Raw genomic sequence first — 26,323 nt, forward strand, 5'->3', positions numbered from 1 at the left:
ATGCGCCCGGCGAACGCCCGGCAGCTCCGGCTGAAGCCGATAAGTAATAAGGAGCATCCCTGCCGATGTACAGCATGTTGTCGATCACCCCGCCCGCCACACCGGACATTTCCGGAATCAATGCCGCAGGAATTGTGATCAGCATCGGAGTGGGTGTCACGATCTGGCTCGTCGCCTCCTTCGTGATTGCCGGAATCACCAAGAGCGTGGCCGCCGGCACCACATTCTTCAAGAAGCCGCACTTCCGATGGGTGGCCCCGGCCCTGCGCGCCCTGGACCACGAACGCCGGGTCCAGCGCGCCAGGACGATCGGGTCCCTGTTGAACAGCGTGGCGGGTGTCCTCATCGCCGTGATCACCATCATGTACGTCCTCAAGAACCTGGACGTGGACATCGCGCCGCTGCTGACGAGCGTGGGCATCCTGGGTGTCGCCATCGGCTTCGGCGCACAGCAACTGATCCGCGACTTCCTGGCCGGCATCTTCATCACCATCGAGGACCAGTACGGCATCGGCGACGTCATTGAGACCAGCGAAGTGGTGGGCACGGTCGAATCCATGGGCCTGCGCATCACCCGCGTCCGTTCCGACGACGGTGCCATCTGGTACCTGCGCAACGGCGAAATCCTGCGCGTGGGCAACCGCTCCCAAGGAAACTACGTGGCCCCGGCGGACGATTCCGCGGATGTGCCCGCCCCGGAGACCGCACCCCAGCAGAAGGCCGGAGAATAGAACCATGACGATTCCCAGCGCCGGCGAACCCCGCCAGCCACAGCAGCTGATGCAGAACGATCCCTTCACGCAGCCTGGTTACACCGACAACTTCTACGACGCAGTAGGCGGCCACGAGACCTTCGTGAAGCTCATCGACGTCTTCTACGACGGCGTGGCCACCGACCCGCTGCTCCGGCCGATGTATCCGGAAGAGGACCTGGGTCCGGCGAAAAGGCGTTTCCTGATGTTCCTCGAGCAGTATTGGGGCGGCCCCACCACCTATGGCGAGGAGCGCGGACACCCGCGGCTGCGCATGCGCCACATGCCGTTCCGCGTCACGCCCGAGGCGAAGGAGCGGTGGCTGCACCACATGCGAACAGCAGTGGACGCGCTGGAACTGCCGCCGCTCTATGAAGGCACCCTGTGGGACTACATGGAGCGCGCCGCGCTGTCCATGGTGAACAGCCCCTCGGACGCCTGAGGGCGGTCCGCATCTAACGCTCGGTCAACGCGGCTTCCGCCGCGTCGCGAGTGCGGCGCGTGCGTTGCCGCCAACATGCACCAGCAAGGCAATCACGAGGAACGCAACGAGCACCTGCGCCGTCGTAATCAGCGCGGCCGGCCAGCCGCCCTCGAGCGTCGGATCGAGGAAGTCGTACACGTACCAGCCATCGATGGCCCCGCGCATCCAGGAGTAGACGAGGAAGGCGGACGGGTAGATGAGCCAGGTTAGCGGCCGCGACCATTTTCCGTGGACAGTCTTCGTGACCAGGAGCCAGTCGAGCGCGATGAACAGCGGAGCCAGGCGGTGATGTGCCAGCTGGGGCCAGTACATGTCCCAGCTCCACCACGGCTCGTCCGGCGGGGCGACGAGGACCGCGTAGATGATTCCCGTCATCACCAGATAGAACGTGAGTGCGCCCAGCACATGGTCCCACCAGTCCGGCAGCCTCGACCGCGTCCGGGCGGCGGAAACGACAAGGACCAGCCCCAGGACGAGGTTCGACTGAACCGTGAACTCCGAGTAGAGCTGGCCGACGTCCACATCGCTGCCCGGAAGGGTGGCGTCGTACGTCTTCTGGGCCAGGGCGACCAGAACAATGAGGCCCACCGCAAAACGGAGCAGGCGGATCCAGATACGGTCGGGATGCAGCGCATCGTTGAATGCGAGGTGCCGCTCGATCGGGGGAACCAGTACGGCCACGTCGCTCATGCGGTCAGTATGTCAGGCCGCCAGGGCTGGCGGGGAGGAGCTAAAGTCCCGACCCTGTGCGCGCCAGGACGTGTCCGCGGGATCCGCTGAGCCGGAACCAGCGCCCCGCCCGGTAGAGCTGCTGTTCGCCGTCGGCGAGGAAGCCGAGGGTGAGGGCGGCGAAGGCCGCGCCCAGCGGCAGCCCGGCAGCGCCGGGGAGCTCCCTCCCCCAGACTGTAGCCCGGGCGTTGTTGACGATCAGCGCGCCGGGTTTGTCCGGGATGATGGCGGCGATCTCGGTGATACCGGCCTCTGCGGCCCGGCGCAGTTCAGCGTCCGGCAGTGTGGCGACGGGCTCCCAGCCCGTGCGGGGCGCACCGACGCCGGCCCACGATTCGGTGACGGTCACTGGCGGCAACGGCAGTTCGACGTCGTTCTCCCCCGCCCGGGCGAGCCGGTCAAGGACCGCCGAAATCGGAACGGTGACGTCAGTGTCCGCTGGCTGCGCCAGGGCCATGGTCCGCAGCCCGAGGATCGTCGGCGTCGCCTCCCCCAACAGCCTGGGGCGCAGCACGCACACGTAAGCGGCCAGTACCGGGCCGGAGGCCTGGAGGCGGATGGCGCCGTCGTCGATCGACTTGGCGCGGGTGGCAAAGGTGCGCAGATCGGCGAGGTCGCGGGGATCGGTGAACTGCAGGGGCTGGGTTAGGACGTCAGACACAATATCGACTCTACCGGCTGTGCCTCTTTGGGACCGCGCCGGAGTCACGTCTAAAGTCGAACCATGACTGAAGCCGATGCCGGACTGCAGGGGACACCGCCCGTGGACCCTACCTCCTCGCTTATTGAACTCCTTGACCTCGGCGAGCTTGAGGGTGCCCGGACCGATGAGGACATCTTCATGGGGCCATCCCAGCGCCAGCCGCGGCAGCGTGTCTTCGGCGGCCAGGTCCTGGCACAATCGCTCATCGCCGCGAACCGGACCGTTGACCCCGCGCGCAGCGTGCATTCCATGCACGGATATTTCCTGCGACCGGGTGATGCCAACAAGCCCATTACGTTCGGCGTCCAGCGGCTGAGGGATGGCCGTTCATTCTCGGCCCGCCGGGTGCACGCGTACCAGGATGGCATGCCCATCCTGTCCATGATCGCCTCCTTCCAGGAGGAAGACGAGGGAATCGACCACCAGTCCGCCATGCCCGCGGGCATCCCCGACCCCGAATCGCTGCCCAGCACGGCGGATCTCCTGGGCAAGTTCGACCACCCGGTTGCACGGCACTGGGCCTACGAGCGTCCCTTCGATATCCGGCACGTGAACCCGCCGCTGTATGTTTCGGCCAACGGTGAGAGGGACGCCCGCAATGCCGTGTGGATGAAGACCTTCGGGCCGATGCCGGACGACGCCAACACGCACCGCGCTGCCCTTGCCTACGCCAGTGACTACACGCTGCTGGAATCCATCCTGCGCAAACACGGTCTCAGCTGGATCACGCCGGGCATGAGCGTCGCAAGCCTCGACCATGCCATGTGGTGGCACCGGCCCGTTCGCGTCGATGAATGGCTGCTGTACGTTCAGGAATCTCCGAGCGCCCAAGGCGCCCGCGGGCTGGCCACCGGCAAGATCTTCAGCCGCGACGGGCTGCACGTGGCCACGGTGGCACAGGAGGGCATGGTCCGGGTTCCGACCGACCTCAAAAGCAAAGTTGCGGGCGCTGTCCAGGCAAAGGTCCTCCAGCACCAGCTGCGCAAATCCGGGAAGGACTGACCCGGCAGTTTCGGAGCGCGGCCGACGGCGGCCCACTCCCGGCTGTTGGCGCGGATGCAAAAGGCCGGCTCCCTTCGGGGAGCCGGCCTTTTTGCATTACCGCGGTGGCTGTGGGGCCTAGTCGCGGGTCAGGCGGCGGTGCGTGACGCGGTGCGGCTTGGCCGCGTCGGGGCCCAGGCGCTCCACCTTGTTCTCTTCGTACGACTCGAAGTTTCCTTCGAACCAGTACCATTTCGACGGGTTTTCCTCGTCACCTTCGTAGGCGAGGATGTGGGTGGCCACCCGGTCCAGGAACCAGCGGTCGTGCGACACCACCACGGCGCAGCCGGGGAACTCCAGCAGTGCGTTCTCGAGGCTGCTGAGCGTTTCGACGTCGAGGTCGTTGGTCGGTTCGTCAAGGAGCAGCAAGTTGCCGCCCTGCTTGAGGGTCAGCGCCAGGTTCAGGCGGTTGCGCTCACCACCGGAGAGGACACCCGCCTTCTTCTGCTGGTCCGGGCCCTTGAATCCGAACGCCGCTACATAGGCGCGGGACGGCATTTCAACGTGGCCCACCTGGATGTAGTCGAGGCCGTCGGACACAACTTCCCAGAGTGTCTTGTTGGGGTCAATGCCGCCGCGGCTCTGGTCAGCGTAGGAGATCTTGACCGAGTCGCCGATTTTCAGGTCGCCGCCGTCCAGCGGCTCCAGGCCCACGATGGTCTTGAACAGGGTGGTCTTGCCGACACCGTTGGGGCCGATGACGCCGACGATGCCGTTACGGGGCAGCGTAAAGGACAGTCCGTCGATGAGGGTCCGGTCCTCGAAGCCCTTCTGCAGGTTCTTCGCCTCGAGCACCAGGCCACCGAGGCGGGGTCCCGGCGGGATCTGGATCTCTTCGAAGTCGAGCTTGCGGGTACGGTCCGCCTCTGCGGCCATCTCCTCGTAGCGGGCCAGGCGCGCCTTGGACTTGGTCTGGCGGCCCTTCGCGTTGGAGCGGACCCATTCGAGTTCTTCGGTGAGGCGCTTGGCCTGCTTGGCGTCCTTCTTGCCTTGGACTTCCAGGCGGGCGCGCTTCTTCTCCAGGTAGGTGGAGTAGTTGCCTTCGTACGGGTAAAGGTGCCCGCGGTCGACCTCTGCGATCCATTCCGCGACGTGGTCGAGGAAGTACCGGTCGTGGGTTACGGCGAGGACAGCGCCGGCGTAGCTGGAGAGGTGCTGCTCCAGCCAGAGGACGCTTTCGGCGTCGAGGTGGTTGGTGGGCTCGTCCAGCAGCAGGAGGTCAGGTTTCTGCAGCAGGAGCTTGCACAGCGCGACGCGGCGGCGCTCACCACCGGAGAGGAGGGTGACGTCGGCATCGGCCGGCGGACAGCGGAGGGCATCCATGGCCTGCTCGAGCTGGGAATCGAGGTCCCATGCGTCGGCGGCGTCGATGGCTTCCTGGAGCTGGCCCATTTCCTCCAGCAGGGTGTCGTAGTCGGCGTCGGGGTTTGCCATTTCCTCGGAGATCTCGTTGAAACGCTGGATCTTGCCGTAGATCTCGCCGACGCCTTCCTGGACGTTGCCCAGGACGGTCTTCTCCTCGTTCAGCGGCGGCTCCTGGAGCAGGATGCCCACCGTGTAGCCGGGGCTCAGCCGCGCCTCACCGTTGGAGGGAGTGTCCAGGCCAGCCATGATCTTGAGGATGGTGGACTTACCGGCACCGTTGGGGCCAACAACACCGATCTTTGCACCCGGGAAGAAGGACATGCTCACATCGTCGAGAATGAGTTTTTCGCCAACAGCCTTGCGGGCCTTGGTCATTGTGTAGATAAATTCCGCCATGGTTCCAAATCTAGTGGGTCGGCGGGGTTAACTCACATTCGCGGTTGTCATCGGTGGGCGGTTGGTAGCGGTCCGGTTGAGGCTCAGCCGCCGACGAAGCACTTTCCAGTTGCCAGCACGGGCAGGACTGTGACGACGACACTTCCGTCGCGGATCTGGCCGATCACACAATCCGCACCCTGCAGGGCGGCGGCCTCAATGGCGTCGACCTCCAGGCCCGTAGGCGTGCGGCTGGCGGATACCTGCAACGAACCGGCGGGTATTCCCGCACCGGTCAAGGCCGCAGTCAACTGTTCCTGCCCCGGTTTGGGGTTGGCCGCGGCGACTCCCTGCAGGGCGTTGGTCACAGTGTCCTTCAACTTGGCAGTCGCCGCGTCGGGTTCCGGCTCCGCGGCAGCGCCTGTGGCAGTGGTCGCGGTCCCGGCTGGCGTTGCAGGCTGCGCCGCCTCCGATGCCGGCACAGCGGCCGGGGAAGCCGACGGCGAGGCCGGGGATCCGGAGTCCGTGCTGGTGCAGCCGGCGAGGGCCACCGCAAGCATGGAAGCTGCGAGGAGCAGCACTGGCGCGCCCGTTGGGCGCCGTCGGGTTCCGAACTGTCGCGTTCCGGACCGGCCGATCGGGTACCGGCGAATTCCGGATTGTCGCTGGGATGTCTCTGCTCGGATCACTTGGCCATTCTGCCATGCGGCACCGCAGGGGGACGGTGCCGCACTGGCGGCATCAACGGGATGTGTTCAGGCGGCGGCCCCGGTAAGTTCGCCCGTCTCCGAGTCAAGCTGCAGGACGTCACCGTTTTCGTTGTCAACGAAGATCCCGTCTGCGGATGCATCGCCGGTTTCATTGGGGTCGCCAGGGTCGCCTATGCCCTGGGTGTCGGAGGCAGAACCTTGCGGGTCCTGGCCCGTGCCCTGCTGCGCGGGGTTACCGGCGTTGCGGATGAAATTGGCCGAACCCCACATGAGGTCGTGGCCGACGGATTCCGCGTCGATCTCGGCAGAGTGGTAAATCCGGCCCTCCTTTTCCCAGCTCCGCATTTTGAGCCTTCCCACGATGATGACCCGCTGGCCCTTTTTGATGCTGCAGGCCATGTTGCCGGCAAGCTGCCGATAGCCCTGAACGGTGAACCAGTTGGTATTCCCATCGACCCACGTACCGGATGCCTGATCGTACCGGCGGTCCGTGGAACCGAGCCGGAAGGATGCCGTTGGGACGCCCCCGGGCGTGGTGGAGGTCTTGATCTCCGTGGCGACGAAGCCCCGGACGGTCATATTGTCAGTCATCTTGGTGTCCTGTCTCGAATGATGATGCCCTAGCAGGCACCTTCAGCTTCACGCCGCAACGCAGCCGTTTCGAGGCACGGCTCCCCCTATGTGCAAAACTCCGGGGAACACGGGGTTGTTGGGGATGAGTCGAAACGCCGCACACGGGCTGACTGGCCGAACGCGCGCGGCACTGTAAACTTTTCTAGGCGCCGCCGGAGCAGTCCGGAGGCGCCCACGTGCCCCAGTAGCTCAGGGGATAGAGCAGCGGCCTTCTAATCCGCCGGTCGGGGGTTCGATTCCCTCCTGGGGCACAAGAACGAGGCGGCCCGCCCCTGCATCAACTGCAGGGGCGGGCCGCTTTGTTCATTCTGCGGACCTCAGGATGCGAGACCTCCATCGAGGCTGCCAGTGCACCCCTCCGCCTTTCCAGCCGGCAGTCTCCGGAGGAATCTCAATAACGTTGTCAACGGATATTGGCAGTCCCGCTCCGGGTCGTGGCCGGGGGCGAATGAAAGAACACCCCGGCAGTGATGCTTCGAAGCAGGGCGTGCCGCGGCAAAGATGGCGCGCCGGGACTTCACAGCATCGAGGCATGACCGCCGCCGCAGTCACGTTCCTGTATCGAATCACCGGGACCGCAGGTGGTCCCACGACGGACCAAGTGTGGGTCTGTCCAAACACCAGTGGGGCTACTCCTGCGCTGTCACGGCTGTGACCGTATCCTTCGACTTATTCCGATAGATGAACTGGGTGGGAGTGCATGCCATGGACATCACAAGAAGAACCCTGTTTGAGGCCGGCGCGGCGGTCGGTGCAGGATTCCTGCTGGCACCGGTCATCACATCGGCGGCCTCCGCGGCCGTTCCGCCGGGGATCACGCCCTTCACCGAGCAACTGCCGACGCTGTCGGAACTGGGCGTCATCGATGCTACGGGCGGTGGCAGCGCAACCATCGAGATGATCAATGCAACTCATCAATTCCACACTGCGCTGGCAGCAACCCCGACGTATGCCTACCGGGGCGGTACCGGCTCGCAGAACTACCTCGGCCCCGTCATCGTGGCCAGGCAGGGCGTTCCGTTCGACCTGACAATGGTCAACAGTCTCGGCGCGCACCCGCTGGCGTCCGCCATCGACTTCGGCCTCGAAGGCGCCGTCGCCGCCGACGCCACCACCCCCCGGGTCTCCACACACCTGCATGGCGGGAACACCAGCCCGGGCAACGACGGTGACCCAACCGATACCTTCGTGACTGGCGCATCGAAGACCTACCATTACGAAAACACTCAGGAGGCTGCCGGACTCTGGTACCACGATCATGCCCTGGGGATCACCAGGCTAAACGTGCTCGCAGGACTTGCCGGCGGCTACCTGGTTCGCAACGGCGACGACCCCGGAGACGGCACCACCGGCCTGCCACCTGCCCCATTCGAGGCACCGCTGATCATCCAGGACCGAATGTTCAACAGCAACGGCACCTTCCTCTACCCGGCCAATGCCAATCCCGGAACGTCCGGCCGGCCGTGGGCCCCCGAATTCTTCGGCGACGTCGCAACGGTCAACGGCAAGGCATGGCCAAACCTCAACGTCGCCCGGGGCAAGTACCGGTTCCGCGTATACAACGGGTCGAACGCCCGTTTCTATAATCTCAGCCTCAAGTCCGCCGGCCCCGCCAACACGTTCTTCCAGATCGGCTCGGATGGGGGCCTGCTCAACGCTCCCGTACCCCTAAACACGCTGTTACTCGGCCCGGGTGAACGGGCCGACCTCGTGATCGACTTCGCCGGACTGAAGCCAGGCGCCAACGTCCTTCTCACTAACGACGCCCGCGTGCCGTTCCCGGGAGGTCCGCGCGCACCCAAGCGGGGCGGGTCGCCCCTGCCTCAGATCATGCAGTTCACGGTGACCAGTGCACCCGGGTGGACAGCACCGCTGCCTACGACTCTGCGCGCCGCGCCCATCACTCCGCTGGCCACCCCGGCCCGGCCCGTTACGGCCGTCCGGTCCATGTCCCTGGTCGAAAACCTCAACGCGCTGGGCTCTCCGCTCATGGTGTTGCTGAACAACAGGAACTTTGAGGCCGCAGGCGCCACGACAACGGTCGGCACGGACACCCTCGAAGAGTGGGAACTGGTCAACACCACCGTCGATGCCCACCCGATCCACCTGCACTTCACCCAGTTCCAGGTGCTCAACCGGCAGAAGTTCGACTCTGCGGGCTACCTCGCCGCCAACTACGGTCCCCAGCCGTTGGCGCCGAACACCGGTCCGTTCCCGCCGGCACCGGTTGCTGCGTTCCTGAGAGGCGGACCGCAGGTGCCCCCCGCCAACGAACGCGGGTGGAAGGACACCGTTATAGCCATGCCCGGGGAGGTCACCCGTATCGTTGTACCGTTCGCCGCGAACGCGGGCGGCTCCGTGACCGCCTTCCAGAGCTCGTTCACCGGGCCCTACGTGTGGCACTGCCACATCCTCGAGCACGAGGACAACGACATGATGCAGCGCTTCGTCATCGCTTGACACCCCGCGCCGGTGGCGGTGAGTCGCTTCAGATCTGGGCCTCCGAGGCGGATCACATCACGACGGGGCCAATTCAAGCCTGCCGCATGACCGCCCGGCGAAGAACTGCCCCTCAGTGCATTTTCGCGCACCTCGAACAATCACATCGGGCTGTCCGATAAACAGTGTGTGGGTCCGGCCGGTTTTCATTAGTGAGTGGTTCTTTCGGACCGACCGGCGAAGGTAAACGCGAACGCGTTCAGCGCAGGCCTCCACTTCATCACCGAGAGTGCCCGACCGACGCCGGTCGGATCAAGGGACCTGGTGACCAGATTCAGGCATTTCAGGGCCGCGGCCTCGTTCGGAAAGTGCCCGCGGGCCCTCATTGCCCTCCGGTAGCGGGCGTTGATCGACTCGATCGCGTTTCGTTGTGCAGATCACCGCCGGATCTCCACGTCGCAACAAAGCCATACCCGCCTCCCCCGGGTAGCCACGACCCTACAAAGGCCGCGGAACCACCCAACAACAAAATAAGGACAGTATTAAGTGACATGCAGGAATAAGGGATCGCGCCCTTCTCCACGCAATTTACGCTAAGCATGCTTATGATTTGATGGCGGCGCCGGCTCATTTGAAGTGGCGCCGGCGCCGCACCTTCCACGACGGTGGATCACCTCGAAGAGGATGGACCGAATGACTCAGCAATCACCGGACTACGAGCCGAACGAAGCAAACGCGGTCCCGCCGACCCCCGCAGCTCGGCCGACCCAGGGCACCCCGGCCCAAGGCGTGCAGGTTCCGGACGCACCTGGCCAGGCTCCGGACGCACCTGGCCAGGCTCCGGGCCCACGCGCCACACCAACTGCACCGATTCCGCCAGAGGACCGGCATGTGACGCGCGCAGGCATGGTCTGGGCCGCCGTCGCCACCGCGTTGGCGGTGATGGTCCTCCTGATCATCTTTATCCTGCAGAACCAGGACTATGTGCAGGTCAGGTATTTCGGGCTGGAGGGCGCGGTTCCGCTGGGAATTGCACTCTTCATAGCGGCTGTGGGCGGCGGGGTGCTTGTGGCAGTTGCCGGCGCAGCCAGAATCATCCAGCTGCGCGCCGCGGCCCATCGACGCCGAGTGCTTGCGCAACGGGTCCGCTAGGCAAGGCGCAGCCGTCCACCATGAGAGCGGCGGGGCCGCGTCACCCGTGATCGACGCCGGGGTGCCCCTCCGGCGTGTCATCCATCTCAGCGATGTCGGGCTCGATCGTTGCGGCCAGGTCACCGGCGATGGAATCCCGTGCTGCCTCGTCCGCCGGCCGTGACGTGCCGTCGTCGCCGCGCGCGCTGCCGTCTTCGTCTGGAATCTCAGTCATGTGCCCAAGCTAGCCCCGGACGTCCTTCTTGTCGACGGGGCACTCCTCCCCGGCCCGCCACCCCGGCAGGCACAATGCCGTCAGCGTTCCAGCAGTTCCTTGAGGTTCCCCAGTACCATTTCCCAGAGTTTCGCGGACTCTTCCACCTCGGAATCGCTCTTGTTGTTTCCCTGCCTGATCGTGACCTGCGTTCCCGCCGGCGTCTCATCCAGCCGGTACTCAACAGTGTGGTAGTTTTCCGGCACGTCCGGCAGCCCCGACAGCGGGCTGTAATGGGTGATGCGGAGCAGCTCCCCGGGCCGGTTTTCGAGGACTATGCCCTTGTCCTCATAGCTCTTGCCTTTCCACTCCCCCGCGAACGTCACGGGGTCACCTTCCCGCCAGGTAGTGGTCAGGTTGGTGCCGAGGAAATATTGTTTGACGATCCCGGGATCGGTCAGCGCCTCCCACACCGCGCTCCCCGGGGCCGTCACAAGCACCGTGGCTTCAGCGTCCTTGATCTGCTCATTCATGTGTAGTCCTCCTCCGCACGACAATACGCGCGAGCATCCGTCCTGTTAAGGGAACAGGACGGCTAAGGGAACACGACGACGGCCCGGCACCGTTGGGGGCGGTATCGGGCCGTCGGATGGAAGCGGTCAAGCTGGATGCGGTCAGGTCGGAAGTGGTCAGGCGTACGGCAGGACGAGTCCCGCGTAGCGCTCCTTCATGGTTGCCAGGACGCTGTCGCCGTCGGCGTCCCAGATTTCCTGGTTGAAGATTTCCACTTCGATGTCGCCGGTGTAGCCGGCGTCGCGGACCCAGGTGCCGATGGTCGCGAAGTCGATGACGCCGTCGCCCATCATGCCCCGGGACAACAGCGCATCGGCCGCGATGGGCAGGTTGAAGTCGCACACCTGGTAGGAGGCAATACGGTTCTCCCTGCCGGCCCGTTCGATCTGCGCCTTCAGTTCCGGATCCCACCAGACGTGGAAGGTGTCGACGGCGACGCCGACCGCCTTCGCGTCGTACGGTGCCGCCAGGTCCAGCGCCTGGCCAAGCGTGGAGATCAGGGCGCGGTCCGCGGCGTACATCGGGTGCAGCGGCTCCAGCACCAGCCGGACGCCATTCTCGACGGCGAAGGGAACCAGGTCCGCGAGGCGGTCAGCGACGCGCTGGCGGGCAGCCACCACGTCCTTCTCCCCCGGCGCAAGGCCGCCGACCACCAGGAACAGCTCATGGCTGTCCAACGCCACGGCTTCGAGGATCGCGGCGCGGTTGTCGGCGAGCGCAGCAGCCTGCCCCTCGGCGTCAACTGCCGTCAGGAAGCCGCCACGGCACAGCGATGAGACGCGCAGGCCGGCGTCCCTGATGAGCTTGGCCGCCTTGTCGACGCCGACCTCGTGCACGCGGTCACGCCACGGGCCGATCGCGGGGATGCCGGCCCGGGCGCAACCGTCAACGGCCTCCGCCAGGGTCCACTTCTTGGTGGTGGCGCTGTTGAGGGAAAGCCTTCCGAAGTCGGCACCTGAGAAGTCGCTCATACTCCCACTCCGTTGATCCGCAGGTAGTCCGACATCCGGAACGCGGCCAGGGCCGGGTCCTTCAGCAGCCCGGCCTGGTCTGCCAGCTCGAAGGTCCTCGCCAGATGCACCACGGAGCGGCCCGAGTGCAGCCCGCCGACCATCTGGAAGCCCGGCTGCTTCCCGTTGAGCCAGGACATGAACGCGATCCCGGTCTTGTAGTAAAACGTGGGGGCGCTGAAGATGTGCTTGCCCAGCTCCCGGGTGGAGTCCAGGATGGCACGGGCTTTGACGGCGTCGCCGGCGTCGTAGCTTTGCAGCGCTGCCGAGGCCGCCGGATAGATGGCGGCGAAGATGCCCAGCAGGGCGTCCGAATGGCGGGGGCCGTCGCCGTCGATCAGTTCCGGGTAGTTGAAGTCGTCGCCCGTGTAGAGGCGGACGCCCTCGGGGAGGTTGGCGCGGAGTGCGACTTCATGGCTCGCGTCCAGGAGCGAGACCTTGACGCCGTCCACCTTGTCCGAATGTTCGCGGATCAGGGACAGGAACGTATCGGTGGCCGTGGTGACGTCGTCGGAGCCCCAGTAGCCGGCCAGGGCAGGATCAAACATGGTTCCGAGCCAGTGCAGGATGACGGGCTGGTCAACTTCCCGCAGGAGGGTCGAGTAAACATGCAAGTAGTCGTCTGCTCCGCTGGCCACCTTCGCCAGGGCACGGGAGGCCATGAGGATCACCTTAGGGCCGGCTTCGGACACCACGGCGATCTGCTCGCGGTAGGCGTCGATGACGGCCTGGATGCCCGCGGCGCCCGGCGGCAGGGCGGCCGGATCCAGTTGGTCGGTACCGGCGCCGCAGGACACCAGGTCGCGGACGGACTTGCCGGCCGTGGCGGCGCTGCGGGAGGAGACCACTGACGCGGCCTCTGCGCCGGTGCGCTTGATGAGCTGCTGGGTGGCTGCCCAGTCAAGGCCCATGCCGCGCTGTGCCGTGTCCATCGCATCGGCAACGCCGAGGCCGTAGGACCACAGCTCGTGCCGGTAGGCCAGCGTGGCATCCCAGTCGAGCTGCGCCGGGGCGCCCGGGGTGTTGTCCGCGGTGACTTCCGGGATGACGTGGGCCGCTGCATAGGCGTGGCGCGAAGTGATGGGCGCGGCGGGCCGGGACCAAGCCGGGGCGGACTGGAGCCGGTATTCGCGCGTTCCGCCGTCGTGGGTGGGCAGGATCAGTGATGTCATCAGAGCGAGATCTCCGGGATGTCGATGGTGCGGCGTTCGTCGTTGGACTGCAGGCCGAGTTCGGCGAGCTGGACGCCGCGGGCGGCGGAGAGCAGGCCGAAACGGTGTTCGCGGCCGGCGACGACGTCCCGCAGGAATTCTTCCCACTGCAGCTTGAAGCCGTTGTCCAGTTCGGCGTTGGCAGGGACTTCCTGCCACTGGCTGCGGAACGATTCCGTGACGGGCAGGTCCGGGTTCCAGACCGGCTTGGGAGTGTGTGCACGCTGCTGGGCGACGCACTTGTTCAGGCCGGCGACGGCGGAACCGTGGGTGCCGTCGATCTGGAACTCAACCAGTTCGTCGCGGTAGACGCGGACGGCCCAGGAGGAGTTGATCTGGCCGATGACGGGCTCGCCCGCGGGGGTTTCGAGTTCGAAGATGCCGTAGGAGGCGTCGTCGGCCGTGGCCTTGTATTCCTTGCCGGCCTCGTCCCAGCGGGCCGGAATGTGGGTAGCGGTCTTGGCGTTGACGCTCTTGACCTTGCCGATGATGCCTTCGAGGACGTAGTTCCAGTGGCAGAACATGTCGGTGGTCATGCCGCCGCCGTCTTCCTTGCGGTAGTTCCAGGACGGGCGCTGAGCTGCCTGGATGTCACCTTCGAAGACCCAGTAGCCGAATTCTCCGCGGATGGACAGGATGCGGCCGAAAAAGCCTTCATCCACGAGGCGGCGCAGCTTGACCAGGCCGGGCAGGTACAGCTTGTCGTGCACGACACCGGCAGTGACACCGACTTCCTTCCCGATCCGGGCCAGTTCGATGGCCTCTTCGAGGGTTTCGGCCGTGGGCTTTTCGGTGAAGATGTGCTTGCCGGCGCGCATGGCCTTCTTCAGCGTCGCTGCCCGGAGGCTGGTCATGGATGCATCAAAGACAATGTCCACCGTGGGGTCGTTGATGACGGCGTCCAGGTCGGTGGACCACTCGGAGACCTTGTGCAGCTCGGCGAGCTCCCGGATCTTCGCTTCATTGCGCCCGACCAGGATCGGTTCGACCTGGACCTTGGTGCCGTCCTCAAGGGTGAAGCCTCCGGCGTCGCGGATGGGGAGGATGGAGCGCAGCAGGTGCTGGCGGTAGCCCATCCGGCCGGTAATGCCGTTCATGGCGATACGGATCGTCTTTGTTTCGAAGCCCATGTGTCCTCCACAGTTCGTAATCTCATCAGGCGTTGGGAAAGCGCGTTCCCACTGCATTTATGATGCATCTTCCGGCGCCGCATGGCAAGCGCTTTCCCGAAAGTCGTTCAAACTGCCATAATGGCCACTACGCGTACGTTGGCTGAACAGGAGAAACCGGTGGCTGCAAGTACCCTCACCGAGGTGGCACGACTGGCCGGGGTCTCACCGGCTACTGCATCACGCGTCCTCAACGGTTCCGCCCGCAAACCCGGCCCGGGAGTTTCCGAGAGGGTCCGGCAGGCGGCAGAAGCCCTCGGCTACATCCCCAACGCCCAGGCCCAGGCGCTCGCGAAGTCCAGCTCCGGACTCGTGGGCCTGATTGTGCACGACATCGCCGATCCGTATTTTTCGGCCATTGCCCGCGGGGTGCAGGAAGTGGCCCGCGAGCAGCACAAGATGGTGCTACTGGCCACCACGGGGGGCACGCCGGCCGATGAGAAGGAAGCAGTAGCCGCATTTGCGGCCAGGCGGGCCGACGCCATTGTCATTGCCGGCTCACGGTCCAGCCGGCCGGAGGACGCACAGGGCAATGCCGAGCTGGCCGCCGAACTTGACCGCTACTGCCGCAACGGCGGGCATGTTGGTGTGGTGGGCCAGGCCATCGTCGGAGCCGGCGCGCTGGACGGATATCACTTGGTGGAAGTGCCGAACGAAGAACTTGCTGCGGAACTCGCCGGAAAGCTGGCGGCAAGCCACTCGGGCGACTTCGTGGTCATCGGCGGACCCGAGGGACTCATCACCTCAGATGACCGGATCCGCGGCTTCCAGTCCGGCCTTGCCGCGGCCGGCCGCCCCGCAGCTGAAGTCCTCCGGGCATCCTTCAACCGCGCCGGCGGCTACGATGCCGGCCTCGCGCTGGCCGAACGCTTGAGGAATGCACTGCAAACCGAACCAGCGACCGAGGGCGCAAGGCCCGACCTGTGCATCTTCGCCGCGAACGACGTCATGGCAATCGGCGCCACGGCAGCGCTCCGTGCCCAGGGATTCAGGATTCCCCGCGACGCCCTGATCGCCGGGTTCGACGACATCGAAACCCTGCGGGACTTCCGCCCGGGACTCTCAACCGTCCGCCTTCCGCTGGAGGAAATCGGCCGCCTGGCCACCCTGAGCACCGCGGGGCCCGGTCCCGACGGTACCGAAGGACACCACGACGACGGTCCGGCTGTCACGGGTCAGGTGACGCTCAGGCGGAGCACCGAGTGGACCGCCTGAGCGGCGGTCCCGCGATGCCGGCCGGCCTCAGCGCCATCCCGGCCCGCCAGCCTTCTGCCCGGAGGCCCCCGGCGATGCTGGTCCTTCCGGGCGGTGGCTACGAACACCACGCCGACCACGAAGCCGAACCGGTGGCTGAATGGCTGGCGTCGCTGGGCATCCACGCCTTCGTGCTCCGGTATCGGGTGGCTCCGCACCGCCACCCGGCCCCGCTGGCGGACGCGAAGGCCGCCCTGGCCTGGATCAGGCGGGGCAGCCACGGACTCCCGGTGGAGAGCTCGCGCGTGGGGGTGCTGGGATTCTCCGCGGGCGGCCACCTGGCTGCCACCCTGGCCTCGGGCCTTTCCGCCGGAGACGACGCTCTCGACCTGCCGGAGTCCCGGCCGGACCTCGCCGTCCTCTGCTACCCCGTCGTGTCCTTCCAGGCGTCCGTCCACCAGGGCAGCATCAACAACCTGCTCGGCGGCTCACCGCCCGGTGGCCTCCTGGAAGAGCTCTCCGCCGAGCTGACCGTCACGGGCCGCACTCCCCCGGCCTTCATCTGGCACACGTCTGACGACGAAGCCGTCGATGTGGAACACAGCCTGCTCTATGCCCTGGCGCTGCGCCGGGCAGCCGTCCCTGCGGAGTTGCATATCTTTCCGCACGGCCGCCACGGTCTGGGTCTCGCTGACGGGGTGGCCGGGGTCGAGCGATGGACGGAACTCTGTGCCACCTGGCTCGCCGGACATGGCTGGTGCCCGTGACCGCAGCGCCCGTGACTACAGCGCCGGCCGACTGGCCCGACGTCGAACGCCTCTTCGGAGTACGCGGTGAGCCGTCGCGCTGCTGGTGCAGGTTCTTCGCCCTGACGGGTGCCGGATGGAATGACTCCACGCCCGGGGACCGGAAGAAACAGTTGCGGGCAAGGTTCGACGCCGATGCCCCGGCACCGGGGGTCCTCGCCTTCCGGGACGGACAGCCGGTGGGCTGGTGTGCGGTTGAACCGCGCGACTGCTACGCGCGTATCCTGCGTTCGCAGGTATTCAAGGCGGCCGGACCGGCCGTGCACAGCCAGCCGGAGGACGGTCCCGAGGGGTCTATTTGGTCGGTGACCTGTTTCGTCGTCGCACCGGGCCACCGCCGCAGCGGCGTGGCTGCAGCACTGCTTCGCGCCGCCGTCGGACATGCCATAGGTCATGGCGCCGGCAGTGTGGAAGGCTACCCGGTGGATCCGGTGCTGCGCCCCAAAGCCGGCCCGGCGGACCTGTACCAGGGAACGTTGAAGCTGTTCCTCGACGCCGGCTTCGAAGTGGTCAGCGATGCGGTACCCGGCCGGGCAGTGGTCAGGCTCGCCGTTCGAGCATGAGATCTTGCCGGTCCCGAAAGTCTAGGGTCCCGGCCTCAGCCCCTGTGGTGCGGCCAGGACGGAACGCAGGGCACTTCCGGCTGCTCCCAGGAGGGCGGCCGACTGACCGAGTTCCGAGATTGCCACACTGGCAGGGCCTACGACGCCGGGCGCATAGTCGGCCAGGCTCCGGACCACGGCGGGTGCGATCCACGGTCCCATCCGGGTGAAATGGCCGCCGAGGACCACGGCGGAGAGGTCCATCAACCGGGCAGTGGACGCCGCGGCGATCCCGAGGTAGTGGCCGGCGCGCGACACTGCGGAAATGGCGGCCGCGTTTCCGGCTTCAAGCAGTGCGGTGAGTTGTTCGAGCCTCGCGGAGGCGGTCCCGTCGGGAATGCCGGCCTCAGCGAAGATGGCCTCCTGGCCCGCGAAAGTTTCCAGGCAGCCGCGGCCGCCGCACGAACAGTCCGGTCCCGAAGGATCCACCACCACGTGGCCTACTTCGCCGGCCTGCCCGCGGGGACCCGCAAAGAGCCGTGAGCCGATGACGAGGCCGCCGCCGACGCCCACTTCGCCGGAGACAAAGAGGTAGTCCTGGAAATCCACGCCGTGTCCGTACCAGAGCTCGGCCAGCGCAGCGCAGTTTGCCTCGTTATGCAGGAGAGTGCCCTGTGGCGCCCCCGGCAGCAACCCGTGCAGCTCAAGGACAACCCCGTGCCATTTCAGGTTGGGGGCGCTGGAAACAGTTCCGGATCCGGTGTCCACAAGTCCGGGAACAGCCAGTCCCCCGCCAAGGATTTCGATTCCGGCTGCGGAGGCCTCTGCGGCAACATCAGTGACGAGTCCCGCCAGCAGGGCCATCACGGATTGGGGTGATTTGCCGCGGTTGCCGCTTTCCAGTGTCCTGTGGATCCGCAGGGTCCCGCCAAGGTCAAGGAGCCCGGCCGAAATGTAGTCGACATTGATTTCCATGCCCACCACGCCGCGACAGGTGCTGAGCTCAAGGCCCACGCCAGGGCGGCCGCGTTCACCGTCCCGGGCAGCACCGGATTCCGCCACCAGTCCGGCGTCCACGAGCTCGGCGACGAGGCTGGACACGGAGGCCTTGGTCAGGCCGGTCCGGGAGGCCAGGTCGGCGCGGGTGGGGCGTACGTCCGGATCAGTGCGCGGCTCCGCCAGGGACGCCAGGATGCGCACCAGGTTTCCGCGCCGGACATCCTCGACACGCCCGGGGGCAGGACGCCCCGCACCGCCGTCGGTATTTTTTCCGAGTGACATTTCCGCCGCCTTCATCATTGACCTTAGTCAATCATGATGCATATAGTTCAGATTGAAAACTAATTGATCCACAGCCGCTGCGGCGGTGGACCGCAATCTGAACCCCAACCTCCAAATCTCTGAACCAAGGACGCTTCATGACCCTCTTGCCCTCCCCCGCTGATAAGTTCACTTTTGGCCTTTGGACCGTCGGCTGGACCGGCGCCGATCCGTTCGGCGTCGCCACCCGCCCGGCCCTGGACCCCGTTGAGGCCGTCCACAAGCTCAGCGAACTCGGCGCATACGGCATCACCTTCCACGACAACGACCTGGTTCCGTTCGATGCCACAGCCTCCGAGCGCGAACTGATCCTGAAGAACTTCAAGGCAGCCTTGGCCGAGACCGGCCTGAAGACACCCATGGTGACCACCAATCTGTTCAGCCACCCGGTCTTCAAGGACGGCGGCTTCACTTCCAACGACCGTTCCGTCCGCCGGTTCGCGCTCAGCAAGGTCCTGCAGAACATCGACCTCGCCGCCGAGCTGGGTGCAGAAACCTTCGTCATGTGGGGCGGACGCGAAGGCAGCGAGTACGACGGTTCCAAGGACCTCTCCGCCGCCCTGGACCGGATGAAGGAAGGCGTGGACACGGCCGCGGCGTACATCAAGGACAAGGGCTACGGCCTGCGGATCGCCTTGGAGCCCAAGCCCAACGAGCCCCGCGGCGACATCTTCCTGCCCACCGTCGGCCACGGGCTGGCCTTCATCGCCCAGCTCGAACACGGCGACATCGTGGGGCTCAACCCGGAAACCGGCCACGAGCAGATGGCGGGACTGAACTTCACCCACGGCATCGCCCAGGCGCTGTGGGCCGGGAAGCTCTTCCACATCGACCTGAACGGCCAGCGCGGTATCAAATACGACCAGGATCTCGTCTTCGGCCACGGCGACCTCACCAGCGCCTTCTTCACCGTGGACCTCCTCGAAAACGGCTTCCCCAACGGTGGCCCCAAGTACGACGGTCCGCGCCACTTCGACTACAAGCCCTCCCGCACCGACGGCTACGACGGCGTCTGGGAATCCGCGAAGTCCAACATGTCCATGTATCTGCTCCTGAAGGAGCGAGCCCTGGCCTTCCGCGCCGACCCGGATGTCCAGGATGCGCTGGCCACCTCCGGTGTCTTCGAACTCGGCGAGCCCACGCTCGCCGCCGGGGAGACCGCCGCGGAGCTGCTCGCTGACGCGTCCGCTTTCGCGGAGTTCGACGCCGATGCGGCCGCGCAGCGATCGTTCGCGTTCGTCCGGCTCAACCAGCTTGCCATCGAGCACCTGCTCGGCGCACGCTAAGCCAAGCTCCCACACCCAACAAACACCCGCTGCCGCCGGATCCGGACTCCCGGGTCCGGCGGCAGAGCCCTCCAGAAAGAACCCGACATGCCGCTGGTAGCAGGAATCGACAGTTCCACGCAGTCATGCAAAGTGGTGATCCGTGACGCAGCCACCGGTGAGCTGGTCCGCCAGGGCCGCGCCGCCCACCCCGACGGAAGCGAGATCCACCCGGACCACTGGTGGAACGCCCTGCAGGAAGCCATCGCCCAGGCTGGCGGCCTCGATGACGTTGCCGCCGTCTCAGTCGGCGGCCAGCAGCACGGCATGGTCTGCCTGGATGCCTCCGGTGCGGTGGTCCGGCCGGCCCTTCTGTGGAACGACACGCGCTCCGCCGGGGATGCGGAACAACTCATCGCAGATGCCGGCGAAGGCGACGCCCGGGCCGGCGCCGATTTCTGGGCGCAGGCGACGGGGACGGTCCCGGTGGCATCACTGACCATCACCAAGCTTCGCTGGCTGGCCCGCAACGAACCGGACAATGCACGCCGCGTCGCGGCCGTCTGCCTGCCGCACGACTGGCTCAGCTGGCGGCTGGCCGGCCACGGCCCGGGAAGCGGTCCCTCCTCGCTGCAGCACCTTCGCACGGACAGGTCGGACGCGTCCGGCACAGGATACTTTTCCACTGCGTCGGGAACCTATCTCCCGGAAGTCCTCGAACAGGTGCTGGGCCACGTCCCGATACTTCCCGCCGTCGCCGGCTCGCTCGAGGCCGCGGGCAGAATGCCGGCCGGCGCGCTCATCGGCCCCGGTGCCGGCGACAATGCGGCGGCAGCCCTCGGCGTGGACGCGCGTCCGGGCGACGTTGTGGTGTCACTGGGGACATCGGGAACGGTTTTCGCCGTTTCGGAGACCCCGTCCGCGGATGCCACCGGACTCGTTGCAGGATTTGCCGACGCCACCGGCAACTTTCTCCCGCTGGCCTGCACCCTGAACGCCACCCGGATCTTCGATTCCACGGCCGCGCTGCTGGGCGTGACGCTGGCGGGACTCACCGAACTGGCCCTTGCCGCCCCGGCCGGTTCCGGCGGCCTCACGCTTGTTCCGTACTTCGAAGGCGAGCGCACGCCCAACCTGCCGGACGCCACAGGCTCCCTCCACGGGGCCACCCTGGCCAGCTATACCCGGGGCAACCTGGCCCGGGCCGCGATCGAGGGCGTGGTCTGCTCCCTTGCGGACGGCCTGGCCGCCTTGCAGGCCCAGGGAGTCAGGGCCGGCCGGATCATCCTGGTGGGAGGCGGGGCCCAGTCAGCTGCAGTGCAGCAGATTGCTGCGTCCGTCTTCGGACTCCCCGTGGTGGTGCCCGAGCCAGGGGAATACGTGGCCGACGGCGCCGCCCGTCAGGCGGCGGCCGTCCTTACGGGTCAATGGCCGCAGTGGGGTTCTGGTGGCACCGAAATAGACGCAGCCGACGGCGGTGCGCCGGAGGTCCTTGACCAGTACCGGCGGTACGCCAGGAGCTACCTCACCAGCTGAGTTCTGCCTCAACGACTGATTGCGCGGACGGTCCAGCTGGCCTCGTGGGACTCCCCCGGGGCCAGCCGGACCACGTCGGTTCCGCTGTTGAAGGCGTCAGGCGGGCACGTCATGGGTTCAACTGCGAGGCCCAGCCGGGACGGCCCTGCGGGCTTGTCGGCCGTATGGATCTGCAGCCACGGCCACGCCGAATCCCACTCCAGCTCGACGCCGGTGCCGGACGGGTCGTAGGCCCGAACGGCCGCGAGGCCGTCCCCGTTGTGAATCAGGCCGGTAAAGGCATGGTCGATCTCCACCGCACCCAGGACCTTCTGGGTCCGGAAGTCAAAGGCATGCCCTTCGACGCCGGCCATGCCCGCCGGCAGCAGCCGTTCGGCGGACACCTCCATGAATTCGGCGGCCGGGATCTGCACCGTCCACTCATCCAGCGGGGCGGCTCCGGCGAGGAGGTACGGATGCGGGCACACGCCGTACGGCGCGGCGTCCCCGCCAACATTCTCGGCGCGCACAGTGCTGCGCAGCCCGTCAGCCCGGAGCTCGTATTCGACAGAGATGTCAAGGCGCCCCGGATACGCCTCGCCGGGTTCAATGCGGGTGCCGAGACGGACAGAGCAAGCGGTGCGCTCCTGGAGCTCCCATAGTGCTCCAAACACCAGGCCGTGCAGGGCGGTCCCCCGGGCCTCCTCATTGACGGTGGACTGAAAATCCTTGCCGTCGAAGCTGTACCGGCCGTCAGCCAGCCGGTTCGGCCACGGGGCGCAGATGACACCGCGGTAGTCCGGAATCCCGCCGTCGGCGCCGAAACCGACCACCAGATCGCGGCCCTCGTGCTGCAGCCCGCGGAGTGCCCCTCCCCGGGCCGTGGCGACAGCGGTGTACGGGCCGAAACTGATCTCATGCTCGGTGGGGTTCATAGGGTGTCCATTTACTGCCGAAGACGGTGTGTTAGCGCTCACTATTCTAATACATCGCCTGTCAGGGCAGGGTAAGGATGACGGGCCCCTCCGCGGTGATCGCCACCGTGTGCTCGCTGTGGGCCGCGCGGCGTCCATTGGCGGACCGCAAGGTCCACTCGTCTTCGTCGTGGTAGTAGTCGTCCTTGCCCCCAAGGATCAGCATGGGCTCGATGGCAATCACCAGCCCTTCCGTCAGCTTGATGCCCCGGCCTGGACGGCCGTCGTTCGGCACGGGAGGCTCGGCGTGCATCGTCCGGCCGATCCCGTGGCCTCCGTGATGGGCCAGCAGGCCGTAACCGGCGCGGCGGGCAACCCCGCCGATTGCATAGGCGAGGTCCCCCATCTTGTTGCCGATCCTGGCCATCTCAATTCCCCGCGCCAGTGCTGCATCGGTGGCGGCAATCAGCTCAAGATCCGCCGGATCCGCCGTGCCGACCACGAAGCTGACGGCGGCATCGCCGCACCAGCCCTCAACGAACGCGCCGCAGTCCACGCTGAGCAGGTCACCGTCCTCAAGGCGGTAGCCGTTCGGGATGCCGTGGACCACGGCGTCGTTAACGCTTGTGCAGATGGCACCCGGAAAAGGCACCGAGGCCCACCGCGGGCGGTAATTGAGGAACGCCGGGGTGGCGCCAGCCTCGGAAATGGACTCGGCGGCAAGTTCATCAAGCTCCTTCAGGGAAACACCTACGGCGGCAGCGGCCCTGACAGCGGCCAGCGTGTTGGCCACGACCCGGCCGGCCTCGCGCATCAGTCCTATTTCCTGGGGATTTTTGATCATGGACATGGCTTTCCTCCGGATTCAGCTTGCCTGGTCCCACTCTAGGACTCCGCCGGACCGGCTGGTAAGCGGCTGGCTAGCACTTGGCAGGAGCCGGGCGCGGCGCCAGTAGAGTTGCCACCATGGCGAACGAAGATCTGATAGCCGGGATCCGCAGCCAGCTGAGGGCCGCGGCAGACCCGGTACGGGCGGCCGGAAGCCAGGCCTACATGAAATCGGACATGCCGTCGCTGGGGGTCAGGGTTCCCGAGGTGCGGAAGATCACCCATGCCGCCGCCGCGCAGTGGCCCTGCAGTTCAGTCCAGGAACTGGGCGATACTGTCCTGGCGCTCTGGCGTTCAGCCGCATTCCGGGAAGAGCGGTACGCCGCCATTGACCTGACGGGTTCGCGGCTTGCCGGCGGGCGGCTGGAGCTGCTGCCGGTGTACGAAGAAATTATCCGGACCGGAGCCTGGTGGGATCTCGTGGACGGGGTGGCTCACCGGATGTGCGCACTGCTGCAGGCACACCGTCCGGAGCTCGACCGGATCCTCCGCACGTGGAGCAAGGACCCCGATATGTGGATCCGCAGATCCGCCATCACCGCCCAGCTCGGGGCAAAGGCCGCCACCGATCCGGAGCTGCTCGCGTCCGTCATCGAGGCCAACGTGTCGGACCCGGAGTTCTTCATCCGCAAGGCCATTGGTTGGGCGTTACGCGAGTACGCAAAGACTGATCCGGTCTGGGTCCGGGAGTTTGTTGCCCGCCACGGCACGGATCTCAGCCCCCTCTCCCGCCGCGAGGCCGTCCGGAACCTCCCGGCCGGATGACCGGCGTCAGATAACCGGGCGGGTGGTTACCGGCTCATCCGGCTTGCTGAACAACTGCTTCGTTTTGGGATCCAGGAAGATCAGGTACAGCGCGAAAAGCAGTGCGATGATGGCCGCGGCGTTGCGCGCCAGGGCCAGGGGAAGGCCCAGGTCCTCCGTCTGCAGGTAGGGGAAGACTTCGAGCTGGTCCGAGATGGCGTAGACCATAAAGAAGGACACGATGAAGTAGAGAGCCTTTACCTGCCAGTCATCCCGGATGCCTGTGACGGCGAACAGCGGGATGAGCCATACAACGTACCAGGACTGGATCATGGGGGCGAGCAGGACCACGGCCGCGAACCCCAGCGTGAGGCGGCGCATCAGGCGGTCGTGGTCGCCGCGGAAGATCTGCCAGGCAACAATTCCGACAGCCAGCAGCTTGCCGGCGTCGTAAACCCATTTGGCCAGTCCCCAACCGTCCAGCCCGAAGGCGTTCGAGATGGAGGCCACCACAAGGCCCAGCAGGCCCACCGGCGCGTACCAGATCCAGATGCTTCCCGGCGCGGACAGTCCGTTCACCCAGCCGAAGCCAAAGCCGTTCACCAGGCTCATGGCGTACAGCATCGCCAGGCTGATGCCGGCAGTGAGTCCCCAGAAAACGAACTTCCGCAGCCAGCCGGCGTTCTTTCCCGCCCACAGAAGTCCGATAAACGGCAGGAACACGATGGTGATCGGCTTGACGGAGATCGACAGCGTCACGAGGACCAGCCCAAGCACCACGCGTTTGGTGGCGCAGTAATAGAGTCCGGCCAGTGCCAGCCCGATCATGAGCGCATCGTTATGGACACTCGCGATGAAGTTGGTCAGGAACAGCGGATTGGCTGCCGTGAGCCACAGTGCGCGGTGCGGATTCACGCCGTGCAGCTCCGCCAGTTTGGGAACATACACAATGCACAGCACCACGCCCACCAGGGCGGCAACGCGGAAGAGCATGATGCTCGCCTCGGGCTGCACGTTGGTGGACCACACCACCAGTTGTTCGATCCACAGGAACAGCTGCCCGTAGGGAACGGGTGCCTCGGTCCACATCTTGTCGGCCCCGAGTTGGAAATAGTTGGAGAGTGCCGAAATCCCGTTTTCGTAGGGATTGAAGCCTTCAACCATCAGGCGGCCCTGCCCGATGTAGGCGTAGACGTCACGGCTGAAGAGCGGGACGGAGAACATCATGGGCAGCCCCCACAGTGCCACAGCCTGCAGGGTGGCCTTTCGTGCACCGGCCCCCCAGACGCGGACACGCTGGCCAAGCCGAAGCCAGGCCCGCACCAGGAGCATGCCGCCCACGGCCAGCAGCACGATGGACAGTGCCACCCCTACCGCTTCGGTGCGCATCCAGATGAACAGCGGCAGGCGGCGAAGCTCAGAGACGGGCGCGAGCCAGCCGACGCCCAACGAGCCGATCGCCATGAACATCGAGCCGGCGAACCCCGAGAGGAGCGGCGAGAGGGCGTTGTCCACTTCAGCCGCGGCCGGCTCCGGTGACGGACCGGCAGCCACATTTCCCGCCGCAGGCACACGCGCCGTCATCTCAGGATCGTCCAATCTGTTGTGGGACATTATTCACCCGCTAGAAGCCGGACAGGCCGGCGGGGGTGGGGCCGCGGCAGCGAAAAGAGGGCACCGCCACGTATCGAAATCCTAGCACCGGGCAGCTCCGTGGCAGCGGAACGGTAGGCTGGTCGGGTGCCTATTACTAACGAACGCATTGTCTGGATCGACTGCGAGATGACCGGCCTGGACATCAAGAACGACGCCCTTATTGAGGTGGCCGCACTGGTGACGGACTCCGAACTCAACATCCTGGGAGACGGCGTTGACGTCGTTATCCGGCCGGACGACGCTGCGCTCGCCCAGATGAACGATTTCGTCCGCGACATGCACACCCGTTCCGGGCTTCTCGAAGAGCTTCCTCACGGCAAGACGATGGCAGAGGCCGAAGCCGTGATCATGGAATACATCGCGAAATGGGTTCCGGATCCCCGCAAGGCTCCGCTGGGCGGCAATTCCGTGGGCACGGACCGCGTCTTCCTCGCCCGGGACATGCCTGCCGTGGTGGAGCACCTGCATTACCGGGTCATTGATGTCAGCACCATCAAGGAACTGTCACGCCGCTGGTTCGCGCGGGCATACTTCCAGGCCCCGGCCAAGCACGGCGGGCACCGCGCCCTCGGCGACATCAAAGATTCAATCGATGAGCTGCGTTACTACCGGGAGGCAGTATTCGTCCCGGCGCCGGGACCGGACAGTGCCACCGCCCAGCGCATTTCGAAGTCCGTCATGGCCTCCGCCGAGTCCCTTGCAGAGGCGTCAGAAAAGTAATCTGCGCCACGTTTGAAGGAAATTTTCCCGAAACCGGCAAAAGTGGCAAAAACAGCCCCGCGGAGCAGGTAAGCTATATGACGTTGCCTTCCAAGACAGCCGGTAACCCGGACGGTCTCGCGGGGCACATGGTGGGCTTAGCTCAGTTGGCAGAGCGCCTGGTTGTGGTCCAGGAGGTCGCGGGTTCAACCCCCGTAGCTCACCCTCATGAAGGGCAGGA

General features: G+C 66.0%; 26 protein-coding genes, 2 tRNA genes and 1 pseudogene. 14 read left to right on the top strand and 15 right to left on the bottom strand.

Going from position 1 to position 26,323, the window contains the following annotated elements:
* Positions 1-65: 65 nt before the first annotated feature.
* Positions 66-731 carry a mechanosensitive ion channel family protein gene (locus ACSQ1X_RS12255; RefSeq protein ID WP_055803588.1) on the top strand — a complete coding sequence of 222 codons (666 nt, stop codon included), beginning with the start codon at positions 66-68 and terminating at the stop codon, positions 729-731.
* 4 nt (positions 732-735) lie between these two features.
* A complete protein-coding gene (locus ACSQ1X_RS12260; RefSeq protein ID WP_436057867.1) occupies positions 736-1,194 on the top strand; it encodes a globin in 459 nt (152 codons plus the stop codon).
* A 24-nt stretch (positions 1,195-1,218) separates the two neighbouring features.
* Here ACSQ1X_RS12260 and ACSQ1X_RS12265 read toward each other — a convergent pair whose 3' ends face one another.
* Both ACSQ1X_RS12265 and ACSQ1X_RS12270 read right to left on the bottom strand, forming a co-directional pair.
* Complete coding sequence (locus ACSQ1X_RS12265) at positions 1,219-1,926, bottom strand: Pr6Pr family membrane protein (RefSeq protein WP_436057868.1); 708 nt, start codon at positions 1,924-1,926, stop codon at positions 1,219-1,221.
* A 40-nt stretch (positions 1,927-1,966) separates the two neighbouring features.
* Positions 1,967-2,626 carry a hypothetical protein gene (locus ACSQ1X_RS12270; protein ID WP_436057869.1) on the bottom strand — a complete coding sequence of 220 codons (660 nt, stop codon included), beginning with the start codon at positions 2,624-2,626 and terminating at the stop codon, positions 1,967-1,969.
* Between the two features lie 63 nt (positions 2,627-2,689).
* On the opposite strand from ACSQ1X_RS12270, the gene ACSQ1X_RS12275 reads away from it, so the two are divergent.
* Positions 2,690-3,670, top strand: a complete 981-nt coding sequence (locus ACSQ1X_RS12275; RefSeq protein WP_436057870.1) for an acyl-CoA thioesterase — start codon at positions 2,690-2,692, stop codon at positions 3,668-3,670.
* Positions 3,671-3,787: 117 nt separating this feature from the next.
* Here ACSQ1X_RS12275 and ettA read toward each other — a convergent pair whose 3' ends face one another.
* The 3 genes from ettA to ssb form a co-directional block, all read right to left on the bottom strand.
* On the bottom strand, positions 3,788-5,470 hold the full coding sequence (gene ettA / locus ACSQ1X_RS12280) for an energy-dependent translational throttle protein EttA (RefSeq protein ID WP_055803603.1): 1,683 nt from the start codon (positions 5,468-5,470) through the stop codon (positions 3,788-3,790).
* Between the two features lie 83 nt (positions 5,471-5,553).
* Positions 5,554-6,030 (bottom strand): DUF6993 domain-containing protein, encoded by a 477-nt coding sequence (locus ACSQ1X_RS12285; RefSeq protein WP_436057871.1) that lies wholly within the window; start codon positions 6,028-6,030, stop codon positions 5,554-5,556.
* A 174-nt stretch (positions 6,031-6,204) separates the two neighbouring features.
* Positions 6,205-6,750, bottom strand: coding sequence for a single-stranded DNA-binding protein (ssb, locus tag ACSQ1X_RS12290; protein WP_436057872.1), 546 nt, complete (start codon positions 6,748-6,750; stop codon positions 6,205-6,207).
* Positions 6,751-6,970: 220 nt separating this feature from the next.
* On the opposite strand from ssb, the gene ACSQ1X_RS12295 reads away from it, so the two are divergent.
* Together ACSQ1X_RS12295 and ACSQ1X_RS12300 are read left to right on the top strand one after the other, a co-directional pair.
* Positions 6,971-7,043: transfer RNA gene (locus ACSQ1X_RS12295), tRNA-Arg, on the top strand.
* Between the two features lie 454 nt (positions 7,044-7,497).
* A complete protein-coding gene (locus ACSQ1X_RS12300) occupies positions 7,498-9,252 on the top strand; it encodes a multicopper oxidase family protein (RefSeq protein WP_436057873.1) in 1,755 nt (584 codons plus the stop codon).
* Positions 9,253-9,440: 188 nt separating this feature from the next.
* Here ACSQ1X_RS12300 and ACSQ1X_RS12305 read toward each other — a convergent pair.
* Positions 9,441-9,656 (bottom strand): annotated as a pseudogene (locus tag ACSQ1X_RS12305) (transposase); the annotation flags it as partial.
* 268 nt (positions 9,657-9,924) lie between these two features.
* On the opposite strand from ACSQ1X_RS12305, the gene ACSQ1X_RS12310 reads away from it, so the two are divergent.
* Positions 9,925-10,383: a lipopolysaccharide assembly protein LapA domain-containing protein gene (locus tag ACSQ1X_RS12310; protein ID WP_436057874.1), complete on the top strand. Its 459-nt coding sequence runs from the start codon at positions 9,925-9,927 to the stop codon at positions 10,381-10,383.
* Positions 10,384-10,423: 40 nt separating this feature from the next.
* On the opposite strand, the gene ACSQ1X_RS12315 is transcribed toward ACSQ1X_RS12310, so the two are convergent.
* The 5 genes from ACSQ1X_RS12315 to ACSQ1X_RS12335 all read right to left on the bottom strand — a co-directional run bounded on the left by ACSQ1X_RS12315 (position 10,424) and on the right by ACSQ1X_RS12335 (position 14,500).
* Complete coding sequence (locus tag ACSQ1X_RS12315) at positions 10,424-10,597, bottom strand: hypothetical protein (RefSeq protein ID WP_156372431.1); 174 nt, start codon at positions 10,595-10,597, stop codon at positions 10,424-10,426.
* A gap of 80 nt (positions 10,598-10,677) precedes the next feature.
* Positions 10,678-11,109, bottom strand: coding sequence for an SRPBCC family protein (locus ACSQ1X_RS12320; RefSeq protein ID WP_436057875.1), 432 nt, complete (start codon positions 11,107-11,109; stop codon positions 10,678-10,680).
* 156 nt (positions 11,110-11,265) lie between these two features.
* Positions 11,266-12,120 (bottom strand): sugar phosphate isomerase/epimerase family protein, encoded by an 855-nt coding sequence (locus ACSQ1X_RS12325; protein ID WP_436057876.1) that lies wholly within the window; start codon positions 12,118-12,120, stop codon positions 11,266-11,268.
* Positions 12,117-13,331 (bottom strand): dihydrodipicolinate synthase family protein, encoded by a 1,215-nt coding sequence (locus ACSQ1X_RS12330; RefSeq protein WP_436057877.1) that lies wholly within the window; start codon positions 13,329-13,331, stop codon positions 12,117-12,119. Before ACSQ1X_RS12330 ends, ACSQ1X_RS12325 begins: the two co-directional genes overlap by 4 nt.
* Positions 13,331-14,500: a Gfo/Idh/MocA family protein gene (locus ACSQ1X_RS12335; protein WP_436057878.1), complete on the bottom strand. Its 1,170-nt coding sequence runs from the start codon at positions 14,498-14,500 to the stop codon at positions 13,331-13,333. The genes ACSQ1X_RS12330 and ACSQ1X_RS12335 overlap by 1 nt, the downstream gene beginning before the upstream one ends.
* Before the next feature lie 159 nt (positions 14,501-14,659).
* Here ACSQ1X_RS12335 and ACSQ1X_RS12340 point away from each other — a divergent pair, with 159 nt between their 5' ends.
* The 3 genes from ACSQ1X_RS12340 to ACSQ1X_RS12350 are packed head-to-tail and all read left to right on the top strand — an operon-like array spanning position 14,660 to position 17,102.
* Entirely contained in the window at positions 14,660-15,754 is a 1,095-nt protein-coding gene (locus tag ACSQ1X_RS12340; protein WP_436059334.1) for a LacI family DNA-binding transcriptional regulator, read from the top strand.
* A gap of 14 nt (positions 15,755-15,768) precedes the next feature.
* Positions 15,769-16,500 (top strand): alpha/beta hydrolase, encoded by a 732-nt coding sequence (locus tag ACSQ1X_RS12345; RefSeq protein ID WP_436059335.1) that lies wholly within the window; start codon positions 15,769-15,771, stop codon positions 16,498-16,500.
* Positions 16,497-17,102 carry a GNAT family N-acetyltransferase gene (locus tag ACSQ1X_RS12350; protein WP_436057879.1) on the top strand — a complete coding sequence of 202 codons (606 nt, stop codon included), beginning with the start codon at positions 16,497-16,499 and terminating at the stop codon, positions 17,100-17,102. The genes ACSQ1X_RS12345 and ACSQ1X_RS12350 overlap by 4 nt, the downstream gene beginning before the upstream one ends.
* Positions 17,103-17,123: 21 nt before the next feature.
* Here ACSQ1X_RS12350 and ACSQ1X_RS12355 read toward each other — a convergent pair whose 3' ends face one another.
* Positions 17,124-18,362, bottom strand: a complete 1,239-nt coding sequence (locus tag ACSQ1X_RS12355) for an ROK family transcriptional regulator (RefSeq protein WP_436057880.1) — start codon at positions 18,360-18,362, stop codon at positions 17,124-17,126.
* Between the two features lie 137 nt (positions 18,363-18,499).
* Between ACSQ1X_RS12355 and xylA the strand changes: the two genes are divergently transcribed.
* A complete protein-coding gene (gene xylA / locus ACSQ1X_RS12360) occupies positions 18,500-19,687 on the top strand; it encodes a xylose isomerase (RefSeq protein WP_055803625.1) in 1,188 nt (395 codons plus the stop codon).
* 87 nt (positions 19,688-19,774) lie between these two features.
* On the top strand, positions 19,775-21,202 hold the full coding sequence (gene xylB, locus ACSQ1X_RS12365; protein ID WP_436057881.1) for a xylulokinase: 1,428 nt from the start codon (positions 19,775-19,777) through the stop codon (positions 21,200-21,202).
* Between the two features lie 8 nt (positions 21,203-21,210).
* Here xylB and ACSQ1X_RS12370 read toward each other — a convergent pair whose 3' ends face one another.
* Positions 21,211-22,116 (bottom strand): aldose 1-epimerase family protein, encoded by a 906-nt coding sequence (locus ACSQ1X_RS12370; protein ID WP_436057882.1) that lies wholly within the window; start codon positions 22,114-22,116, stop codon positions 21,211-21,213.
* Between the two features lie 61 nt (positions 22,117-22,177).
* Positions 22,178-22,945, bottom strand: a complete 768-nt coding sequence (gene map / locus ACSQ1X_RS12375; protein ID WP_436057883.1) for a type I methionyl aminopeptidase — start codon at positions 22,943-22,945, stop codon at positions 22,178-22,180.
* Positions 22,946-23,061: 116 nt separating this feature from the next.
* Here map and ACSQ1X_RS12380 point away from each other — a divergent pair, with 116 nt between their 5' ends.
* Positions 23,062-23,748: a DNA alkylation repair protein gene (locus tag ACSQ1X_RS12380; RefSeq protein WP_436057884.1), complete on the top strand. Its 687-nt coding sequence runs from the start codon at positions 23,062-23,064 to the stop codon at positions 23,746-23,748.
* A 6-nt stretch (positions 23,749-23,754) separates the two neighbouring features.
* Here ACSQ1X_RS12380 and mptB read toward each other — a convergent pair whose 3' ends face one another.
* Positions 23,755-25,311 (bottom strand): polyprenol phosphomannose-dependent alpha 1,6 mannosyltransferase MptB, encoded by a 1,557-nt coding sequence (gene mptB, locus ACSQ1X_RS12385; protein WP_200939388.1) that lies wholly within the window; start codon positions 25,309-25,311, stop codon positions 23,755-23,757.
* Between the two features lie 156 nt (positions 25,312-25,467).
* Between mptB and orn the strand changes: the two genes are divergently transcribed.
* Together orn and ACSQ1X_RS12395 are read left to right on the top strand one after the other, a co-directional pair.
* Positions 25,468-26,103, top strand: a complete 636-nt coding sequence (gene orn / locus ACSQ1X_RS12390) for an oligoribonuclease (protein WP_436057885.1) — start codon at positions 25,468-25,470, stop codon at positions 26,101-26,103.
* A 131-nt stretch (positions 26,104-26,234) separates the two neighbouring features.
* Positions 26,235-26,307 (top strand) — tRNA-His (locus tag ACSQ1X_RS12395).
* Positions 26,308-26,323 lie beyond the last annotated feature (16 nt).

It is taken from the genome of Arthrobacter sp. LjRoot78 (assembly GCF_964254335.1).
Lineage (GTDB): Bacteria > Actinomycetota > Actinomycetes > Actinomycetales > Micrococcaceae > Arthrobacter.

What these genes read in the sequence shown, in the direction of transcription:
- ACSQ1X_RS12255 (WP_055803588.1), top strand. Translation starts at nt 66, where the DNA reads ATGTACAGCATGTTGTCGATCACCCCGCCCGCCACACCGGACATTTCC.
- ACSQ1X_RS12260 (WP_436057867.1), top strand. Translation starts at nt 736, where the DNA reads ATGACGATTCCCAGCGCCGGCGAACCCCGCCAGCCACAGCAGCTGATG.
- ACSQ1X_RS12265 (WP_436057868.1), bottom strand. Translation starts at nt 1,926, where the DNA reads ATGAGCGACGTGGCCGTACTGGTTCCCCCGATCGAGCGGCACCTCGCA.
- ACSQ1X_RS12275 (WP_436057870.1), top strand. Translation starts at nt 2,690, where the DNA reads ATGACTGAAGCCGATGCCGGACTGCAGGGGACACCGCCCGTGGACCCT.
- ettA (WP_055803603.1), bottom strand. Translation starts at nt 5,470, where the DNA reads ATGGCGGAATTTATCTACACAATGACCAAGGCCCGCAAGGCTGTTGGC.
- ssb (WP_436057872.1), bottom strand. Translation starts at nt 6,750, where the DNA reads ATGACTGACAATATGACCGTCCGGGGCTTCGTCGCCACGGAGATCAAG.
- ACSQ1X_RS12300 (WP_436057873.1), top strand. Translation starts at nt 7,498, where the DNA reads ATGGACATCACAAGAAGAACCCTGTTTGAGGCCGGCGCGGCGGTCGGT.
- ACSQ1X_RS12310 (WP_436057874.1), top strand. Translation starts at nt 9,925, where the DNA reads ATGACTCAGCAATCACCGGACTACGAGCCGAACGAAGCAAACGCGGTC.
- ACSQ1X_RS12315 (WP_156372431.1), bottom strand. Translation starts at nt 10,597, where the DNA reads ATGACTGAGATTCCAGACGAAGACGGCAGCGCGCGCGGCGACGACGGC.
- ACSQ1X_RS12320 (WP_436057875.1), bottom strand. Translation starts at nt 11,109, where the DNA reads ATGAATGAGCAGATCAAGGACGCTGAAGCCACGGTGCTTGTGACGGCC.
- ACSQ1X_RS12325 (WP_436057876.1), bottom strand. Translation starts at nt 12,120, where the DNA reads ATGAGCGACTTCTCAGGTGCCGACTTCGGAAGGCTTTCCCTCAACAGC.
- ACSQ1X_RS12330 (WP_436057877.1), bottom strand. Translation starts at nt 13,331, where the DNA reads ATGACATCACTGATCCTGCCCACCCACGACGGCGGAACGCGCGAATAC.
- ACSQ1X_RS12335 (WP_436057878.1), bottom strand. Translation starts at nt 14,500, where the DNA reads ATGGGCTTCGAAACAAAGACGATCCGTATCGCCATGAACGGCATTACC.
- ACSQ1X_RS12345 (WP_436059335.1), top strand. Translation starts at nt 15,769, where the DNA reads ATGCCGGCCGGCCTCAGCGCCATCCCGGCCCGCCAGCCTTCTGCCCGG.
- ACSQ1X_RS12355 (WP_436057880.1), bottom strand. Translation starts at nt 18,362, where the DNA reads ATGTCACTCGGAAAAAATACCGACGGCGGTGCGGGGCGTCCTGCCCCC.
- xylA (WP_055803625.1), top strand. Translation starts at nt 18,500, where the DNA reads ATGACCCTCTTGCCCTCCCCCGCTGATAAGTTCACTTTTGGCCTTTGG.
- xylB (WP_436057881.1), top strand. Translation starts at nt 19,775, where the DNA reads ATGCCGCTGGTAGCAGGAATCGACAGTTCCACGCAGTCATGCAAAGTG.
- ACSQ1X_RS12370 (WP_436057882.1), bottom strand. Translation starts at nt 22,116, where the DNA reads ATGAACCCCACCGAGCATGAGATCAGTTTCGGCCCGTACACCGCTGTC.
- map (WP_436057883.1), bottom strand. Translation starts at nt 22,945, where the DNA reads ATGTCCATGATCAAAAATCCCCAGGAAATAGGACTGATGCGCGAGGCC.
- ACSQ1X_RS12380 (WP_436057884.1), top strand. Translation starts at nt 23,062, where the DNA reads ATGGCGAACGAAGATCTGATAGCCGGGATCCGCAGCCAGCTGAGGGCC.
- mptB (WP_200939388.1), bottom strand. Translation starts at nt 25,311, where the DNA reads ATGACGGCGCGTGTGCCTGCGGCGGGAAATGTGGCTGCCGGTCCGTCA.